This window comes from Mycobacterium shigaense, assembly GCF_002356315.1.
Lineage (GTDB): Bacteria > Actinomycetota > Actinomycetes > Mycobacteriales > Mycobacteriaceae > Mycobacterium > Mycobacterium shigaense.
On sequence record NZ_AP018164.1, the window covers coordinates 403,237 to 421,457 of the forward strand.

At 69.2% G+C, this 18,221-nt stretch carries 13 protein-coding genes and 2 pseudogenes; 9 read left to right on the forward strand and 6 right to left on the reverse strand.

What is annotated here, in order from left to right; translation table 11 throughout:
• Positions 1–5 precede the first annotated feature (5 nt).
• From MSG_RS01925 to trmB, 3 genes and pseudogenes are all read right to left on the reverse strand, one after another.
• Positions 6–2,837 (reverse strand): MMPL family transporter, encoded by a 2,832-nt coding sequence (locus MSG_RS01925; protein ID WP_096436625.1) that lies wholly within the window; start codon positions 2,835–2,837, stop codon positions 6–8.
• A gap of 61 nt (positions 2,838–2,898) precedes the next feature.
• A complete protein-coding gene (locus MSG_RS01930; protein ID WP_096443930.1) occupies positions 2,899–3,633 on the reverse strand; it encodes a PIN domain-containing protein in 735 nt (244 codons plus the stop codon).
• Between the two features lie 19 nt (positions 3,634–3,652).
• A pseudogene (trmB, locus tag MSG_RS01935) lies at positions 3,653–4,321 on the reverse strand (tRNA (guanosine(46)-N7)-methyltransferase TrmB); the annotation flags it as partial.
• Between the two features lie 308 nt (positions 4,322–4,629).
• Here trmB and MSG_RS01940 point away from each other — a divergent pair.
• The 6 genes from MSG_RS01940 (at position 4,630) to MSG_RS01965 (ending at position 12,259) form a co-directional block, all read left to right on the forward strand.
• Entirely contained in the window at positions 4,630–5,715 is a 1,086-nt protein-coding gene (locus MSG_RS01940; RefSeq protein ID WP_096436629.1) for a hypothetical protein, read from the forward strand.
• A complete protein-coding gene (locus MSG_RS01945) occupies positions 5,712–7,217 on the forward strand; it encodes a hypothetical protein (protein WP_232011143.1) in 1,506 nt (501 codons plus the stop codon). Before MSG_RS01940 ends, MSG_RS01945 begins: the two co-directional genes overlap by 4 nt.
• A 210-nt stretch (positions 7,218–7,427) precedes the next feature.
• Positions 7,428–9,269 (forward strand): phosphoenolpyruvate carboxykinase (GTP), encoded by a 1,842-nt coding sequence (locus MSG_RS01950; protein WP_096436633.1) that lies wholly within the window; start codon positions 7,428–7,430, stop codon positions 9,267–9,269.
• Between the two features lie 120 nt (positions 9,270–9,389).
• Positions 9,390–9,680 (forward strand): hypothetical protein, encoded by a 291-nt coding sequence (locus MSG_RS01955; protein ID WP_373421123.1) that lies wholly within the window; start codon positions 9,390–9,392, stop codon positions 9,678–9,680.
• A 79-nt stretch (positions 9,681–9,759) separates the two neighbouring features.
• Positions 9,760–11,277, forward strand: a complete 1,518-nt coding sequence (gene fadD4 / locus MSG_RS01960) for a fatty-acid--CoA ligase FadD4 (protein ID WP_096436635.1) — start codon at positions 9,760–9,762, stop codon at positions 11,275–11,277.
• A 4-nt stretch (positions 11,278–11,281) separates the two neighbouring features.
• A complete protein-coding gene (locus MSG_RS01965; protein WP_096443934.1) occupies positions 11,282–12,259 on the forward strand; it encodes an enoyl-CoA hydratase/isomerase family protein in 978 nt (325 codons plus the stop codon).
• Here MSG_RS01965 and MSG_RS01970 read toward each other — a convergent pair.
• Positions 12,256–12,708 carry a CD225/dispanin family protein gene (locus MSG_RS01970; protein WP_096436637.1) on the reverse strand — a complete coding sequence of 151 codons (453 nt, stop codon included), beginning with the start codon at positions 12,706–12,708 and terminating at the stop codon, positions 12,256–12,258. The two genes, MSG_RS01965 and MSG_RS01970, sit on opposite strands and share 4 nt — an antisense overlap.
• A gap of 111 nt (positions 12,709–12,819) precedes the next feature.
• Positions 12,820–13,965 (reverse strand): acyl-CoA dehydrogenase family protein, encoded by a 1,146-nt coding sequence (locus tag MSG_RS01975; RefSeq protein WP_096436639.1) that lies wholly within the window; start codon positions 13,963–13,965, stop codon positions 12,820–12,822.
• 71 nt (positions 13,966–14,036) lie between these two features.
• On the opposite strand from MSG_RS01975, the gene MSG_RS01980 reads away from it, so the two are divergent.
• The 3 genes from MSG_RS01980 to MSG_RS01990 are packed head-to-tail and all read left to right on the forward strand — an operon-like array spanning position 14,037 to position 17,553.
• Positions 14,037–15,056 (forward strand): MaoC family dehydratase, encoded by a 1,020-nt coding sequence (locus MSG_RS01980; protein WP_096436641.1) that lies wholly within the window; start codon positions 14,037–14,039, stop codon positions 15,054–15,056.
• A 20-nt stretch (positions 15,057–15,076) separates the two neighbouring features.
• Complete coding sequence (locus MSG_RS01985) at positions 15,077–16,255, forward strand: CoA transferase (RefSeq protein WP_096436642.1); 1,179 nt, start codon at positions 15,077–15,079, stop codon at positions 16,253–16,255.
• Positions 16,249–17,553, forward strand: a complete 1,305-nt coding sequence (locus MSG_RS01990; RefSeq protein WP_096436644.1) for an amidohydrolase family protein — start codon at positions 16,249–16,251, stop codon at positions 17,551–17,553. Before MSG_RS01985 ends, MSG_RS01990 begins: the two co-directional genes overlap by 7 nt.
• Here MSG_RS01990 and MSG_RS01995 read toward each other — a convergent pair.
• Positions 17,554–18,166, reverse strand: a pseudogene (locus MSG_RS01995) (alpha/beta hydrolase fold domain-containing protein); the annotation flags it as partial.
• Between the last annotated feature and the right edge of the window lie 55 nt (positions 18,167–18,221).

The following is an 18,221-nucleotide window of genomic DNA, read 5'->3' on the forward strand; positions in this document are numbered from 1 at the left end:
TCGGGTTATAACCGGCCCTCGCGGCGCAGCAGATCCTGGGCGGACAGCCCGCCGCCGGCGCGGCGCCGCGGCCGCGGCTCCTCGCCGTTGTCGCTCTGGGCGCCCTTGCCGCGGGCGTTGATCTTTTCGGTGGCAGCCTCGGCGTCGTCGCCCTCCGGGCGCATCGCCGGAAGCGCGGTGGTGGGTTCGGCCGGGTCGCCGTTGCCCGGGAGCGGCATGGCCCGGGTCTGACCGTCCGCCGGCGCCGCCGGACGCGGCGCCGGGGCGCCCGGCACCGACAGGCGCGACGTCTGGGCTTCCGTGGGCTGGCTGGGCCTGGTCTGGATGCGCGTGGTGCTGGCTCCCGACGGCGGGACGTCGACTCGTTCCACGGCCGGCTTGGCCTCCGGCAGCCCGGCCGGGCGCGCCCGCGACGGCTCGGGGAGCGCGCCGGGATGGGTGGGGTCGTGCGCTGGGCGCGGCTTGGCGGCGACCAGGCTGGCCGCCACCGGCGGACGGGCCGGCCGGCCGCTGACCGTGGGCCGCTTGCGCTCGTCGGGCAGGTCGATCTCCCCCAACCCGATGCGGTTCTGCAGCCGCCGGGCCCAGCGCGGCGCCCACCAGCAGTCGTCGCCGAGCAGCTTCATCACCGACGGCACCAGGAACATCCGGACCACGGTTGCGTCCAGCAGCAGCGCCGCGGCCAAGCCGAACGCCAGGTACTTCATCATGACCAGGTCGGAGAACATGAACGAGCCGGCGACCACGGCCAGCACCAGCGCGGCGGCCGTGATCAGGCGACCGGTGGTGGCGGTGCCGATCCGGATGGCTTCCGCGGTCGACATGCCGCGCTCGCGGGCCTCGACCATGCGGGACACCAGGAACACCTCGTAGTCGGTGGCCAGGCCGAAACCGACCGCGACGACCAGCGCGATCAGCACCACCATCAGCGGCGTTGGCGTGAAATTCAGCAAGTTCGAGAAGTGCCCGTCGACGAAGATCCAGGTCAGGATGCCCAGGGTCGAGCCCAATGTCAGCGCACTCATCAGCGCGGCCTTGATCGGCAGCACCACCGAGCCGAACGCCAGGAACATCAGCACCAGGCTGGCGCTGAGCAGCAGCACCAGCATCAGTGGGGCCTTGTCGAACAGGCTATGGATGCTGTCCTGCTCCAGCGCCGGCGTGCCGCCGACCAGCAGGGTCAGCCCCTTCGGCGGGCTTATCGCCCGCAGCTCGGTGATTTTCTTGGCGGCGTCGTTCTTGTTGACCAGCCCGTTCTGGATCACCCGCAGCGAGTCGTCCTTGGGCTGCGTCGTCCCGTTCGGCCCGGCGACGCAGGGGTTGCCGGCGATGTTTGGGCACGGCCGCTCCTCCCACGTCTTGTCGGTGAAGCCGGTGACCGATGCGAGCCTGTTGCGGATGTCGGCGACCTGCTGGTCGGTGACCTTGCTGTGGTTGTTGCTCTGGATCACCACCGTGAGCTGCTCGGTCCGGTAGCCGGGGAAGAGCTTGTCGAAGTGCTCCTGCGCCAGGCGCACAGCGTTGTCCGGCGGCAGGTACTTCTCGCTCATGCCGCCCAGCGACAGGTTGCCCAGCGGGATGACCAGCAGGATCATGCCGACGGCGATCGGGATGGCGAAGGCCAGCGGCCGCTTCATCACCCAGTTGACCAGCTTGCCCCAGAAGCCGGCCTCCACCTCTTCGCGGGTCTTGGTCTTCTGCAGCCGGTCCGCCAGCCAGTTCAGGTAGGCGCGCGAGTACTTCCAGTTGCGCAGGAACGGCACCCGAAACGCGGTTCGCACGCCCAGCGCGTCGACGTTCGCCCCGAGAATGCCCAGGCAGGCCGGCAGCAGCGTGATCGACAGCAGCGCCGCCAGGCCCACCGCCGCGAAGATCGCGTAGGTCAGCGAATGCACGAATCCCTGGGGCAGCACCAGCAGGCTGGCGCTGCAGGCGATGATCAGCAGCGCCGAGAACACGACGGTGCGCCCGGCCGTCATCACGGTGCGGCGCACTGCCGCCTCGGTGTCGTAGCCCTCGGCGATCTCCTCCCGGAACCGGCTCACGATGAAAAGGCCATAATCGATGGCGATACCGAAACCGATCAGTGACACCACCGGCTGGGCGAAGAAGTGCACGGGGCCGAACATCGCGGCGAACCGCAAGATACCCGTCGCACCCGCGATGCTGAGCCCACCCACGATGACGGGCAGGCCGGCGGCGACCGCGCCGCCGAACACCAGGAACAGCACCACCGTGACCAGTGGTAGGCCGAGATACTCGAGGAGCTTCTGGTCGCTGGCAATGGTGCCGGTCAGGGCGTTGGCGACGGGCTCAAGGCCGGCGAGCTCGACCTTGCCGCCCTCCAGCTTCTGCAGGTCTGGCGCGATGGCCTTGTAGTTGTTCAGGATGGAATCATCGTCGTCGCCCTTGAGCGGGATGGTGACGAAGGTGTGCTTGCGATCCTCCGTCGCCATCCCCTTGATCTGCGCGTTGGGCGCCTCGGCGCCGGGGGGCAACGCCAGCCAGCCGGCCCAGCCGAGCACCTGGTCGGGATGGTCCTTGACGAACTTGTTCAGCTCGTCAACGGTCTGCTGGTGCCAGGCCGGGTCGTCGACGGTCTTGCCGTCGGGAGCGGTGAAAGTCGCCACGATCTGCGCGGTCCGGTCCCGGCCGTAGGTCTTGTCGCCCAATATCGACGCCTTGACGGACTGGCTGCCGTCGTCGTAAAAACCACTCTGCGTGACATGCTTGCCCAGGCTCAGGCCGAAGATGCCGCCGCCGAGGCACAGGGCCACCATGACCCCGATCACGATGTACCGGTACCGGTACACGGTTCGACCCCACCAGGCGAACACGTAAGCTCCTTACTGGATCGCTAACGACCCGCGCAGCGTCTTTCGGTTTTTCAAGCCAGTGTCACACACGCGTGGCTAATAGCGTGGACAGCGGCCGGAACGGCTGCAGCCACGCCCCCTGGTCAGGCAACGAATCAAGGCCGATTCGCGGCAACGGCTCCCGGAAGACACCGTCGATGTCTTCCAGGTCGATGAATTCCAAGGTATCCGACGCTAGTGCCCAACTGGCGTGCTCGCGAAATCCGATCACCTGGACCGGAACTTCCCCCATCCCGGCGCGCGCGATGTCCTCCAGCGGCTGGCGAAATGCCTGTCCGTCCGCGGATGCCACGACCAGCGCCGCGAGTCCCTCCCGACGCCGCTGTTCGATGTGGGCGAGCATGTCGCGGTCGACATCGCTGTCTTCATCGATCTTTGGTTTGGCGAAGACCGCGAAGCCCACGTTACGCAACGCGTCGACCCACGGTCGAACGACGTCGGCGCTACCAGGGGCGATATTGGTGAAGACGGTGGCCTCGGGTTCGACCACGACGCCGGGGCGGCCGGCGCTGACCTCCGCGGTGCGTGCCAGCAGCCACCGGCCCAGCGCGTCGAACCGCGGGCGCTCCAGGGCGGTCGGCCGCCGGCCCAGGATCGAGCCGAGCCCCATGTCGAGGTTGGGTGCGTCCCACACCAGCAGCACGCGGCGCGGCGCGGCGTCGAACTCGCCGGAGGACTCGATGGCGGTACCGGTGACCTCCGCCGAAGTCGAAACGTCGTCCGGTGCCGGCGTTGCCGTCGCTTCAGTAAGACTCATGGTCATCGTCTTTTCCGTGTCAACGGCGCTTCTCCCAGATCAACTCGGTCACCGAGCTGCCCGTTTCCCGGGCCTTCATCTCGTACTTCGTCGTCGGGCGGGCGACCGAGATCGGCAGTGCGTCGCCGGGGTCGACGCGACGCAGCCGGGATTCGGCGTCGCCGACTTCGGCGATCTGCTCGGCGTAACCGGTGTGGTCCGTCGCGGCGTGCAGGACACCTCCGGGGAGTAACCGGTCTCCGATCAGGCCAATCGTGGACGGTTGCAGGAACCGGCGTTTGTGGTGGCGCGCCTTCGGCCACGGGTCGGGGAAGAACACCCGCACCCCGATCAGGGAGGCCGGGGCGATCAGATGCCGCAGCACGTCGACGCCGTTGCCGCGGATCAGCCGGATGTTGTGCACCTGCTCGCGGTCGATCGAGGACAGCAGCTGCGCCAGCCCGCGTTTGTAGACCTCCACCGCGATCACGTCGATGCCCGGCTCGGTCTTGGCCATCTCCAGCGTCGATGTGCCGCTACCGCAACCGATTTCGAGCAAAACGGGCGCCGTGCGGCCGAACCACGCGGCGGTGTCCAGCGGCGCGAAGTGCTCGGGGATCTCGGACCTGCCGAGCTCGGGCCACAGCCGCTCCCAGGTGTCGCGCTGAGCGCCCGACAACGTGGACCGCCGGGAGCGAAAGCTCGTGGCCGGCAGGTAGCCGTGCTGGGGCGCGCTGGGACCCGGGGGCTCGGGTGTCGGGCTCACGTCGTCACTGGCCTCCGCCTCCACCGGCGGGTCGGGAGGTGTCCCGACCCCGGGTTGCGCGTGCATTTGTCCATGGTGGCGCATGAACGCCGGATGTAGCCGCCCCTGGTCCAGATTGATACCCAACAGTTGCCTTCAGCTGGTAACTGATAAACAGTGGCTCGCATCCCGATGACACAGGTGCCACCATTCGGTGGAACCCAAGCCTCCCGGCACCCCGCTGCGGTCCACCCGGCTCGGGCAGACCGCACATGAAAGGACAGGGGCACCACATTTTCGTCGACGAGCTGAACCGTTTCGCCGCCGCCCAGGACGACGCCCGCGTGACGGCGATCGCCGAGCGTGCGGCAGCGCCGCTGCAGGTAGCTGTCCAGGGCCGACGGGGAGTCGGTCGCGGCACCGTGGCGCGCGCCCTCGGCCGCGCCGCGGCGGCGGGGATCACGGTGCACCCGCCGGGGGCCGGCACCGGCCAGGACGTCGACGTCGTCGTGTACGTCACCGCGGAGGTGATCAAGCCCGAGGACGCCGACGCGATCGCCGCGGCCCGCCGGCCGCTGTTGGCGGTGCTGAACAAGGCCGACCTGACCGGCTCGCTGTCCGGGCGGACCGGCAGTGGGCCGATCGCGGCGGCGCGGGTCCGGTGCGCCGAACTCGCGGTGCTGGTGGGGGTGCCGGTCGAGCCGATGATCGGGGTGCTCGCCGTCGCCGCGGACGGGGGTTTGGACGACACCTCGTGGGCGGCGCTGCGGATACTGGCCGCCCATCCCGGCGGCGCCGACGGCCTGGACGGCTCTTTCGAAGGCTTTCTCGCGGCGGACAATCCGGTGCCGCCAGACGCGCGACGGCGGTTGCTGGACACCCTTGACCTGTTCGGCACGGCCCTGGGCGTGGCGGCGGCCCACCGGGGTCGCACGCGGGCACAGGTCGCGGCCCTGCTGCGGCGGATGAGCGGCGTCGACGCCGTCGTCGACCGGGTCGCGGCGCTGGGTGCCGAGATCCGTTACCAGCGGTTGCTCGACGCCGTCGCGGAGTTGGAGGCCCTGGCCGTCGGCCATAGCGGGATCGCGGACCGGATCGGCGGATTCCTCTCTCACGACGACACCGTGGTCGCGCGGATGGCCGCAGCGGTGGACCTCGCCGAGGCGGCCGGGCTGGACGTCGGGCGCTGCGACGAGCCGGCCGAACACCTGCCGCGGGCGGCGTGCTGGCAGCGCTACAGCCGCGGGTCGGTCAGCGACCTGCACCGGGCTTGCGGCGCCGACATCGCCAGGGGGTCGCTGCGGCTGTGGTCGCAGACCTGCGGGTCGCTGCCCGAACCGCACGGGGAGTCATGGTGAGCGAGTCCGACGACGACGATCCGGCCAGCGAGGTGGACGCGGTGGTGGCCGCGTTCGGGCCGCGCCTGGAGCCGCCTGCCGTCGACCGCCGCGACGTGGTGCTGGTGACCGGCCCCTGGATGGCCGGGGTGACCGGATTGGTCGCGGCGCTGACCGAGCGGCTGCCGCAGCACACCTTCGTCGAGACGGCGGAGTTGGAGCCCGGCGAGGCGCCGCTGGCGGTGGTCTTCGTGGTGTCCGCGGCGGCGCAGCTGACGGAATCGGACTGCGTGCTGCTGGATACCGCCGTCGAGCACACCGACGTGGTGATCGGCGCGGTCGCCAAGATCGACGTGCACCGCAACTGGGGCGACGTGCTCAACGCCAACCGCGACATCCTGGCCGCACACGCGCCGCGCTATGCGAAGGTGCGCTGGGTGGGTGTGGCCGCCGCACCCGATCTGGGCGACCCGATCCTCGACGACGCCGTCGACGCCATCTCGGCGGCGCTGGCCGATCCCCAATTCGCACGGCGAAACAGGTTGCGGGCGTGGGAGTCCCGGCTGCGTACCGTGGCGCAGCGATTCGACCGCGACGCCGACGGCGCGGGCCGTCAAGCCCGGGTCGCTGCGCTGCGCGAGCAGCGCAGCGAAGCCCTGCGCCAGCGGCGGCAGGAGAAATCCGAGCGCGCCGTCGCGCTGCGCGGCCAGCTCCAGCAGGCGCAGGTCCAGCTGTCCCACTACGCGCGCAATCGGTGCTCGTCGCTGCGCGGCGAGTTGCAGGCGGACGCCGCGCAGCTGTCCCGGCGGACGATGGCCGGCTTCGAGGCGCAGACGCGGGAGCGGGCCGCCGTGGTGGTGACCGAGGTGAACCAGGGCACCGTCGCCCAGCTCGACGCCGTCGCCGAGGCGGTCGGGATGCCGCTGACGCTGCCGGCACTCGACACGCTGCCGACGGTCGACGTCGCCCCACCGCCGTTGCGGGCGCGGCGCCAGGAGACCTGGCTGATGATGCTGCTGGGCGCCGGGTTCGGGCTGGGGGTGGCGCTGACGCTCAGCCGGCTGATGGCCGGCGCCACCGCGAAGCTGAACCCCGTGTTCGCGATCGCCGCGGGGGTGGCGTGCGTGGTGATCGGCCTGGCGGTCACCTTCGTGGTCGTCAAGCTGCGCAGCCTGCTGCGCGACCGTGCGTTGCTGGACCGCTGGGCGGGTGACGTGACGACGTCGCTGCGCTCGGCGGTCGAGGAGCTGGTCGCCACCCGCGTGCTGACCGCGGAGACGCTGCTGACCACCGAGCTGAACACCCGCGACGAGGCGGCCGCCGCGCAGGTATCCGAGCAGGTCAGCGCCATCGACAGCGAACTGCGCGCGCACGCCGTCGCTGTCGCGCGGGCCGCGGCCACCCGCGACCGGGAGATGCCGACGGTGCAGGCCGCGCTGGACGCCGTGCGTGCAGAACTGGGCGAACCGGGTATACCCCACAGCGAGAACCACGCTGGGGAAGCCGCCGAAGCCGAAGAATAGGTCTTTTGAGAACCGCCGTTGGACATATTGGACGACGTTTTTCGGGCCTTCTGAATCGGTCCTGTGAGAAGGCTTATACCCTCCCGGACCTTCCCCAGCAAGGTGATCACGATAGCCTGTAGATAAAGCTTCGCCGTGTCAACAGTTGTGTGGGTGAATGCGAACAACGCAGCAGTCCCACCCTTACTTGAATGAATTCAGGAGAGTTCGATGACCTCAGCGACCATTCCCGGTCTGGATACAGCGCCCACCAAACATCAGGGGCTGCTGTCGTGGGTGGAGGAGGTCGCCGAGCTGACCCAGCCCGACCGGGTGGTGTTTGCTGACGGCTCCGACGAGGAGTTCAACCGGCTGGCCGCGCAACTGGTCGAGGCCGGCACCCTGACGAAGCTGAACGAGGAGAAGCGGCCCAACTCCTACCTGGCGCTGTCGGACCCGTCCGACGTGGCGCGGGTGGAATCCCGGACGTTCATCTGTTCCGAGCGCCAAGAAGACGCCGGCCCCACCAACAACTGGACTGACCCGACCGAGATGCGGGCCACCCTGAAGGACCTGTTCCGCGGCTGCATGCGCGGTCGCACCATGTGGGTGGTGCCGTTCTGCATGGGCCCGCTCGGCGCCGACGACCCGAAGCTGGGTGTGGAGATCACCGACTCCGAGTACGTCGTCATCTCGATGAAGGTGATGACCCGGATGGGCCAGGCCGCGCTCGACAAGATCGGCGGCGACGGGTTCTTCGTCAAGGCGTTGCACTCGGTGGGCGCCCCGCTCGTAGACGAGTCAGGACTCCGAAAAGACGACGTGCCGTGGCCGTGCAGCGACACGAAGTACATCACCCACTTCCCGGAGACCCGCGAGATCGTGAGCTACGGCTCGGGTTACGGCGGTAATGCGCTGCTGGGCAAGAAGTGCTACTCGCTGCGCATCGCGTCGGCGATGGCCCACGACGAGGGCTGGCTGGCCGAGCACATGCTGATCCTCAAGCTGATCTCCCCGGAGAACAAGGCGTACTACTTCGCCGCGGCCTTCCCGTCGGCGTGCGGCAAGACCAACCTTGCGATGCTGCAGCCGACCATTCCGGGCTGGCGCGCCGAGACGCTCGGCGACGACATCGCCTGGATGCGGTTCGGCAAGGACGGCCGGCTCTACGCCGTCAATCCGGAGTTCGGCTTCTTCGGCGTCGCGCCGGGCACCAACTGGAAGTCCAACCCGAACGCCATGCGCACCATGGAGGCCGGCAACACCGTCTTCACCAACGTCGCGCTGACCGATGATCACGACGTGTGGTGGGAAGGCCTGGAGGGCGAACCCGAACACCTGATCGACTGGAAGGGCAACGACTGGATCCTGCGCGAGTCGGATACCAAAGCGGCGCACCCGAACTCGCGGTACTGCACCCCGATGTCGCAGTGCCCGATCCTCGCGCCCGAGTGGGACGACCCGCAGGGCGTGCCGATCTCCGGCATCCTGTTCGGCGCCCGCCGCAAGACGACGGTGCCGCTGGTGACGCAGGCCCGCGACTGGCAGCACGGCGTCTTCATGGGCGCCACCATGGGCAGCGAGCAGACCGCCGCGGCCGAGGGCAAGGTCGGCACCGTGCGCCGAGACCCGATGGCCATGCTGCCCTTCCTGGGCTACCACGTCGGTGACTACTTCCAGCACTGGATCGACCTGGGCAAGAACTCCGACGAGTCCAAGCTGCCGAAGGTGTTCTTCGTCAACTGGTTCCGCCGCGACGAGGACGGCGGCTTCCTGTGGCCGGGCTTCGGTGAGAACAGCCGGGTGCTGAAGTGGATCGTCGACCGCATCGAGCACCAGGCCGGCGGCCAGGACACCCCCATCGGCATCGTGCCGACGGCCGACGACCTGGACCTGGACGGACTCGACATCGCGGGCGGCGACGTGGCCAAGGCGCTGGCGGTCAACGCCGCCGAGTGGCGCGAGGAGCTGCCCCTGATCGAGGAGTGGTTCGACTTCGTCGGCGACAAGCTGCCGACCGGCGTCCGCGACGAGTTCGAGGCTCTCAAGCAGCGACTGTCGGAATCCGACTAGTCAGCACCACTTGAAAAACCCAAACGCCCATCGCGACCGGGCGTTTGGGTTTGTTCTGCTTGGTCTACAGATAGCTAACAGAACGTTCCTGGAAGGCCGACAGTGAAGTCAGTGAAGTCAGTGAAGTCCCAGACACTTGCGCCGATCGCGACAGCGATTGCCGCGGCGGGAATTCTGCTCAGTGGATGTTCGGCATCGCAGGTGATCAACACCGGTGGCGATACGAAGTGCAAGGACTTCAGCACCCAGGAGCAGAAGAAGCAGAACGACGAGATCAGCAAAATGCTCAAGGACAAGAGCGGCACCGATCCGACCAATCTGCAGATCGACGCCACCCGACTGTCCGCCCAGACCTGGTGCCAGATGCTGGGCAAGCCGGACAGCAAGATCTCCGAGGCGCCACACGGCTGACGGCGCCCGGCTTCTGGCCTGACGCACCGTCCCCGGCCCACTTAACACCCGTCAACTTTGGCGGTTGTACAGTCGGCCCATGCAGATACGCCCCTATGTCGGCGCCGACAAACCTGCCATCATTCTTTACCCGTCCGGAACGGTCGTCACCTTCGGCGAGCTGGAGGCACGGGCCAACCGGCTGGCACACCGGTTCCGGCAGGCCGGGCTGCGCGAGGGCGACAGCGTCGCGATCCTGATGGAGAACAACCAGCACATCCACGCCGTCATGTGGGCGGCCCGGCGCAGCGGCCTGTACTACGTCCCGATCAACACCCACCTGACCCCGGCCGAGGCCGCCTACATCATCGACAACAGCAATGCCAAGGCAATTGTCGGGTCGGCGGCATTGCGGGACACCCTGGCCGGGCTGGCCGAGCACCTGCCGAACGGGCTGCCCGAGCTGCTGCTGATCGCGGACGGCGACCTGCCCGGCTGGGAGCGTTACCCGGAATGCGTTGCCGGTCAACCGGATACCCCGATCGACGACGAGATCGAGGGCGATCTGCTGCAGTACTCCTCTGGCACCACGGGCCGGCCCAAGGGCATCCGGCGCGAATTGCCGCACCTCCCACCGGAAGACGTACCGGGCATGATGTCGGCCCTGGTCGGCTTCTGGCTGGATCCCGACGCGGTGTACCTGAGCCCGGCACCGCTCTACCACACCGCGCCGTCGGTGTGGTCGATGACGATTCAGGCCGCCGGCATCACCACGGTGATCATGGAGAAGTTCGACGCCGAGGGGACGCTGGACGCGATCCAGCGTCACCAGGTGACCCACGGCCAGTTCGTCCCGGCCATGTTTGTCCGGATGCTGAAACTGCCTCAGGCCGTTCGTGATTCGTATGACCTGTCCAGCCTCAAGCGGGTGATGCACGCCGCGGCGCCGTGTCCGGTGCAGATCAAGAAACAGATGATCGACTGGTGGGGACCGATCGTCGACGAGTACTACGCGTCCTCCGAAGCGCACGGGTCGACCCTGATCACCGCCGAGGACTGGCTGGCGCATCCGGGTTCGGTAGGCAAACCCATGGGCGTCGCGGTGCACATCCTCGACGAGGACGGCAACGAACTCCCCCCCAACCAAGCCGGCGAGATCTACTTCGAAGGCGGCTACTCGTTCGAATACCTCAACGACCCGACCAAGACCGCTGGGTCCCGCGAGAAGCACGGCTGGGCCACGGTCGGCGACATCGGCTACCTCGACGAGGAGGGCTATCTGTACCTGACCGACCGGCGCCATCACATGATCATCTCCGGCGGGGTGAACATCTATCCGCAGGAAGCCGAGAACCTTCTGGTCACGCATCCGAAGGTGCTCGACGCCGCGGTGTTCGGGGTGCCTGACGACGAGATGGGCCAGCGCGTCATGGCGGCGGTGCAAACGACCGATCCGGCCGATGCCACCGACCACTTCGCCGACGAGCTGATCGGGTGGCTGCGAGAACACCTGTCGCATTTCAAATGCCCGCGGTCGATCGCGTTCGAGTCGCAGCTGCCGCGCACCGACACCGGGAAGCTCTACAAGAACGGGCTGATCGAGAAGTATTCGGTGTGAGGTGATGCTGCGCGTGGTCGACCTGTCGGATGCGGAGCCGAGCGCACCGGATACCGGGTCGGCCGCGCCGCCCGGTGTGATCGTCGCGGTAGGGTCGGGCGCTGACCTGGTCTGGGCCGAATCCTGGCTCGAGGCAGCGACTTTCACGCTCACCGAGGAACCCAGCGCCGATCGTCGGGTGATCGCCGTCGAATCTGTGTCCGAAACCCTCGCCGCGCTTCGGCAGCGCTGCGAACGCTGGCCGCACGCCAGCGCAGTCTGCGACGACGTGCTACGTGCGGTGCGACCCGAGGCCGCGGCCCTGGCGGGCGTCATCACCGAGTCGTTGGCGTACTCGACGCTGCAGGCCGGCCCGGAATTCGCGCGGTGGCTCGACGAACGCGGCCCGGCTCGGCTGCCCGGGACCGCCGACCCGGTGACCGCCGAGCGCGACGGCGACGTCGTGACGATCAGGTTCAATCGGCCGCAGCGGCACAACGCATTCTCCACCGACGCCCGCGCCGCCCTGCTGGAGGCGCTGGCCGTCGCGCGGCTCGACCCGTCGGTCGCCGGAGTCGTGTTGACCGGCAACGGCCCGTCCTTTTGCAGCGGTGGCGATCTCGCCGAATTCGGCACGTTCGACGATCCCACGAGCGCGCATCTGGCCCGCACCCGGCACAGCCCCGCGCTGGCCCTCGACGCGCTGACCGCCAGGCTGGGACGGGCGTGTCGCGCCGAGGTGCACGGACGCGTGCTGGGCAGCGGGCTTGAGATGGCCGCATTCTGCGGATGGATTGAGGCACACGAAGATTCGGTCTTCGGTCTGCCCGAGTTGGGGCTGGGGTTGATCCCCGGCGCCGGCGGTACCGTCAGCGTCACCCGCCGGATCGGCCGGTGGCGCACGGCCTACCTGGTGCTGACGGGGCGCACCCTGGGTGCGGGCACCGCGCTGCAGTGGGGCCTAGTGGACGCGATTTACGCTGCGGCCCAACAACTTCCCTAGAAGCCCGGGACCGTGGTGGTCGTGGTCGGGATGTTGGGCAGCTCGTGGACGACGACCGCCGCGATGAACGCGAAGTAGATCACCAGGAAGGCGATGTAGAGGATCGGGCCGACGATCGCACCGATGATGGCCCACTTCTTTGCGTTGTTGGCTGCCTCCTGCGCCTCGGGGTAGCGGCCCTGCGCCCACAGCCCGGAGACCTTGTTGGAGTAGACGATCGAGACGATCCCGAAGGGCAGGCAGCACAGCACCGTGACCAGAATGGCCCACACCAGATAGTTTTCCGGCTCCTGTTGGGCCGGCCAGCCTGGCTGCTGGCCACCCCAGCCCGCCGGCGGCGGGGTTTGCCAGCCAGGTTGCTGCTGAGGCTGCCACTCGGGTGGTTGCTGCGGCGGCTGCTGACCCTGCCACTCGGGGGAACCTTCATACGGCCCGGGGGGATAACTCATGGCAGTTGCCTTCCTTCGGTTTCCTCCGGCCCGAACCGGATTACCTCCGCACCGCTTTGCTGTGCCGAAGTCAGCAAGAATATAACGCACGCACCTGCCAATCGGAGATCTTTAGATCCCGCCGCGGGCCATCAGCTGGCCGGCGATCACGTTGCGCTGAATCTCGTTGGTGCCCTCGCCGACGATCATCAGCGGCGCGTCGCGGAAGTAGCGTTCGACGTCGTACTCGGTCGAGTAGCCGTAGCCGCCGTGGATGCGCACCGCGTTGAGCGCGATTTCCATCGCGACCTCGGAGGCGAACAACTTCGCCATCCCGGCTTCCATGTCGCAGCGCTCGCCGCTGTCGTAGCGCTCGGCGGCGTAGCGGGTGAGCTGACGCGCGGCGGTAAGCTTGGTCGCCATGTCGGCCAGGTAGTTGCCGATCGCCTGGTGCTTCCAGATCGGCTGGCCGAAGCTCTCCCGCTGCTGGGCATACGCCAGCGCGTCCTCGAGCGCCGCGGTCGCCACGCCCAGGGCCCGGGCGGCGACCTGAATGCGGCCGGTCTCAAGGCCTTTCATCATCTGCGAAAAGCCTTCGCCCGTCCGGCCGCCCAGGACGGCCGAGTTCGCGGTGCGATATCCGTCGAACGACAGCTCGCAGGACTCGACGCCCTTATAGCCGAGCTTGGGCAGATCCCTCGACACCGTCAGGCCCGGGCCGTGCTCGACCAGCACGATCGAGATGCCCCTATGGCGCGGAACGGCGTGCGGGTCGGTCTTGCACAGCAGCGCGATCAGACGGGAGTGGCGCGCGTTGCTGATCCAGGTCTTCGAGCCGTTGATCACCAGACCGCCGGCCCCGTCCGGCCGCGCGGTCGTCGACATGTTCTGCAGGTCGGAGCCGCCGCCCGGCTCGGTCAGCGCCATGGTGGCGCGAACCTCGCCGGTCGCCATGGCCGGCAGGTAGGCCTGCTTCTGCTCGTCGGTGCCGAACAACGTCAGCAGCTTGGCCACCACGGTGTGCCCGCCCATCGCGCCGGCCAGGCTCATCCAGCCGCGGGCCAGCTCCTGGGTGACCGCCACGTAGCAGGGCATCGACACCGGCGACCCGCCGTATTCCTCGGGAACGGCCAGGCCGTAGATGCCGATCTGCTTCATCTGGTCGATCCACGCCTCGGGGTAGGAGTTGGCGTGCTCGATTTCACGGACGGTCGGCTTCACCTCGCGGTCGACGAACGCGCGCACCGTGGCGACCAGCAGGGCTTCCTCGTCAGTCATCACCGTCTGACCCTTCCTTCCGCCCCTGGGGCGTTGCGCTCAGATTCGACAGCCTGCCAGCATGTGGCGTTGTGACGAGTAACGGGTACGCGGGGGTCCGCGACGGCGGGGCCTATTTCGACGAGCTCACGGTCGGTCAGGTGTTCGACTGGGCGCCGACGATGACGCTGTCGGCAGGGCTGGCAGCCGCCCATCAGGCGATCGTGGGGGACCGGTTGCGGCTGGCGCTGGACACCGGCCTGTGCAACGCGGTGACCGGCGCACCGGGGCCCCTGGCGCACCCGGCGCTGGTGTGCGACGTCGCGATCGGGCAGAGCACGCTGGTCACCCAGCGGGTGAAAGCCAACCTGTTCTACCGCGGCCTGACGTTTCACCGCTTCCCGGTCGTCGGCGATTCCCTGTACACGCGCACCGAAGTCGTTGGGCTGCGCGCCAACTCGGTCAAGCCCGGCCGCGCGCCGACGGGCCTGGCTGCGCTGCGCATGACCACGATCGACCAGGCCGACCAGCTGGTGCTCGACTTCTATCGCTGCGCCATGCTGCCCGGCAGCCCCGGCTGGAACCCCGGCCCGGCCGCCTCCGGCGACGACCTGTCGACCATCGGCGCCGACGCGGTGCCGCCGGCGTCCGATCCGGCCGCCCGGTGGGACGGCGCCGCGTTCCGAATGCGAATTCCCGGACCGTATTTCGACACCGCCATGTCCGGTGCGCTGTTGCGCAGCACCGCCGACGTGGTCAGTAGCGCGCCCGAACTGGCCCGGCTTACGCTGAATATCGCCGCTGCGCATCATGATTCGCGGGTCGGCGGCCGGCGGCTGGTGTACGGGGGCCACACCATCGGCCTCGCGCTTGCGCAGGCGAGTCGGCTGCTGCCCAACCTGGCCACGGTGCTGGGCTGGCACTCCTGCGACCACACCGGGCCCGTGCACGAAGGTGACACGCTGTACAGCGAGCTACAGGTGCAGTCCGCTCGTCCCGCCGACCAGGGCGGCGTGCTGGAGCTGCGTTCGGTGGTCTACGCGGTCGGCGACTCGATCGACGAGCCGGACCGCCAGGTGCTCGACTGGCGGTTCAGCGTCCTGCATTTCTGACCGCGCGCACAATGGTTCGGATGAGCGACGCGGCAACCCGGTGGGGGAGCAGCGGGCTGGCCTGGCTGACCGGGCCGCCCGACGGACCTCCCGACTTCTCCCGCGCCGCCGTGCTGAGCCGCGCCGACCGCGTCGCGGCCGCGCTTGGCGAGCAGCTGGGCGTCGCCGTCGATGCGGCACTGTTGCTCGGCGGGCGGGCCGGTCTGCTGGGGTTGACCCGCGGCGGCCAGACGTCGGCCGGCGGCGCCACCCGGTTACTGCAAGCCCGGGACGGCTGGTGTGCCGTGACGTTGTCGCGGCCCGACGACATCGCCGCCGTCCCGGCGCTGCTGCACGCCGACGCGGCCCCCGCTGACCCGTGGCCGACGCTGGGGCATTGGGCTGCAACATGTCCGGTGTCCGAGATCGTCGATCGCGCCGCGCTGCTGGACATCCCGGTGGCGAGCCTGGGTGAGGCCGTGGCCGAGCCGCCGAGGGTCTCGGCGATCGGCGAGCGGGCACCCCGGCGGTCGCTGACCGGCCTGCTGGTGACGGATCTGTCCTCGATGTGGGCCGGCCCGCTGTGCGCGGGCCTGCTGGCCCACGGGGGTGCGACGGTCGTCAAGGTCGAAAGCCCCGGCCGGCCGGACGGCACCCGCGCGGGCAACCCCGCGTTCTTCGACTGGATGAATGGCGAAAAGCTATCGTATTGTCTGGATTTCGACGATCAGATCGACGAATTGCGCGCCCTGCTCGCGGTCTCCGACGTCGTGCTCGAGGGCTCGCGGCCCGCGGCGTTGGCCCGGCGCCGCCTCGGGCCGGAGCACGCGGCTCCCCGGGCCGGCCGAATCTGGGTGCGGATCACCGGCCATGGCGCGGATTCCGGGCGCGCGGCATTCGGCGACGACGCCGCGGTGGCCGGCGGCCTGGTCGGCGCGGGCCCGGTCTTCTGCGGCGACGCCATCGCCGACCCGTTGACAGGGCTGGAGGCAGCCGCGGCGGTGGTCGCCGCGCTGGGCCGCGGCGGCGGCGAACTGATCCAGTTCTCGATGGCGGCGGTGGCCGCGACCTACGCGGCGCTGCCGGTCGCGGCACCGGGCTCGCAACACCCCGCGGCACGCCCGCCGGTGCCGCCTGCGGTCACCCCGGTGCCGCCGCTGGGCGCCGATAACGCCGCCGTGCGCCGCCTGGTCGACGAAAAGCGGTGTTTGTCATGCTGATTCGGCGCGCCAGGTTGCTAAGCGGTGCGGCAGCCGACATCCGGGTGGGCGCCCGGATCGAGGCCGTGGGCGCCACGCTTGCCGCCGAGCCGGGCGAGCGCGTCCTCGACGCGGCCGGCGGAACGGTGCTGCCCGGGCTGCACGATCATCACGTGCACGTGCGTTCGGCGGCGTCCGCGCTGGATTCGCCGTCGGTCGGGCCGCCCGCGGTTCGCACGAAAGAGCAACTGGCGCAACAGCTCACGCAAGCCGTGCCGGGCTACGACGGATGGATTCGCGCGGTCGGCTACCACGATTCGGTCGCCGGCGAGCTCGATCGCGGCGACCTCGATACCCTGGTGCCGGAGACGCCGGTGCGCATCCAGCATCGCAGCGGAGCCCTGTGGATCCTGAATTCCGCAGCGCTGCACAGAATCGGCATGACCGATCATCCTGACGGTCGCCTGCGCGCCGCCGACCGCGGCTGGTCGGATCGGTTGCAGCGCCGCGACACCGACCTTGCCGAACTGAGCAGTCGCCTGGTCGCCCTCGGTGTCACCGGGGTCACCGACGCCACCCCCGATCTCGACGCGAACGACATGGTGGCGCTGCTGGTGGCGCATCGGCGCGGCGAGTTTCGCCCGCGGCTGGGCTTTCTGTCGCCGGGCAAGAAGATCCTGCGAGACGACGATCTGGACCTGGACACGCTGACCGGGTGGATCGCCGACATGCACGCCGAACAACGGCCGGTAGCCGTGCACTGCGTCACCGCGGCCCAGCTGGTCGTGGCGATAGCCGCGCTGCGCGCGGCCGGCGGCCATCCGCACGACCGCATCGAGCACGCCGCGGTCGTCGACGACGACAGCCTGACCGACCTCGCCGAGCTCGGGGTCACCGTGGTGACTCAGCCGAATTTCGTTGCCGAACGCGGAGATCAGTACCTGGCCGACATTCCGGCGGCCGAACACGGTCAGCTCTGGCGGGTCGCGTCCCTGCTCGAGGCGAACGTGCGGGTGGCGCTGTCGACTGACATGCCGTTCGGCCGTGGCGACCCGTGGGCGGCGATGCGGGCCGCGGTGCACCGCAGCACGCCCAGCGGCGCGGTGTTAGGCGCCGACGAATGTGTTTCGGCGCGAACGGCTTTGACGATGTTCCTCGGGCATGCCGAACAACCGGCCCGGGCCCGTGGCGTCGCGGCCGGGCAGCCCGGGGACCTGTGCGTGCTGGCGGTGCCGCCCGCGACCGCGTTGGCCGAGCTGGACGCCGCCATGGTGGCCGCCACGATCATCGGCGGCGAGATCGCCTACGCGGTGAAATAGTCAGGCTGCCGCAGCCACCCCGACCCGCAGCACGTCGCATTGGCTGTCGAAAAAGCGGCGCGACACTTGGGCTTTCGGCACGAACAGGTCGAAGCCGTGAAAGGCGCCCGCGATGACGTCGACCTGACACGGGACGCCCGCGCTGCGCAGCCGCTCGGCCTAGGCGAGATCCTCGTCGTGGAACAGGTCGTGGGTTCCGACTCCCATCCACGCCGGCGGCAGTCCGGCCAGGTCGTCGCGCCGGGCCGGGACCGCCACGTGGGGATCCGCGTCACCGAGGTACGCCGTCCAGCCGAAGTGGTTGCTGCGCGGGCTCCACAGCCGGTAGTTGGGGTCGGCTGCCGTCGCCGAGCTGCGGTCGTCGATCATCGGGTACGACAGCAGCTGGAAGGCGGGGCTGAGCTCGCCGCGGTCGCGGGCCAGCAACGCCAGGGCCACCGCGAGGCCCCCGCCGGCACTCGCGCCGCCGATCGCCACCCGGCCGGGGCCCACGGACGGCTGCCCGGCCAGCCATTTCAGCGCGGCATAGCAGTCCTCGAGCGGCGCGGGATACGGATGTTCGGGCGCGCATGCAGAAATCGGTCGATGCGTACGAGGACCCGTGGCGGCAGGACCGAAAACCCGACGCGGCAAAAAACTTTCGGTCAGCCTTGCCACTGATTCCGCTT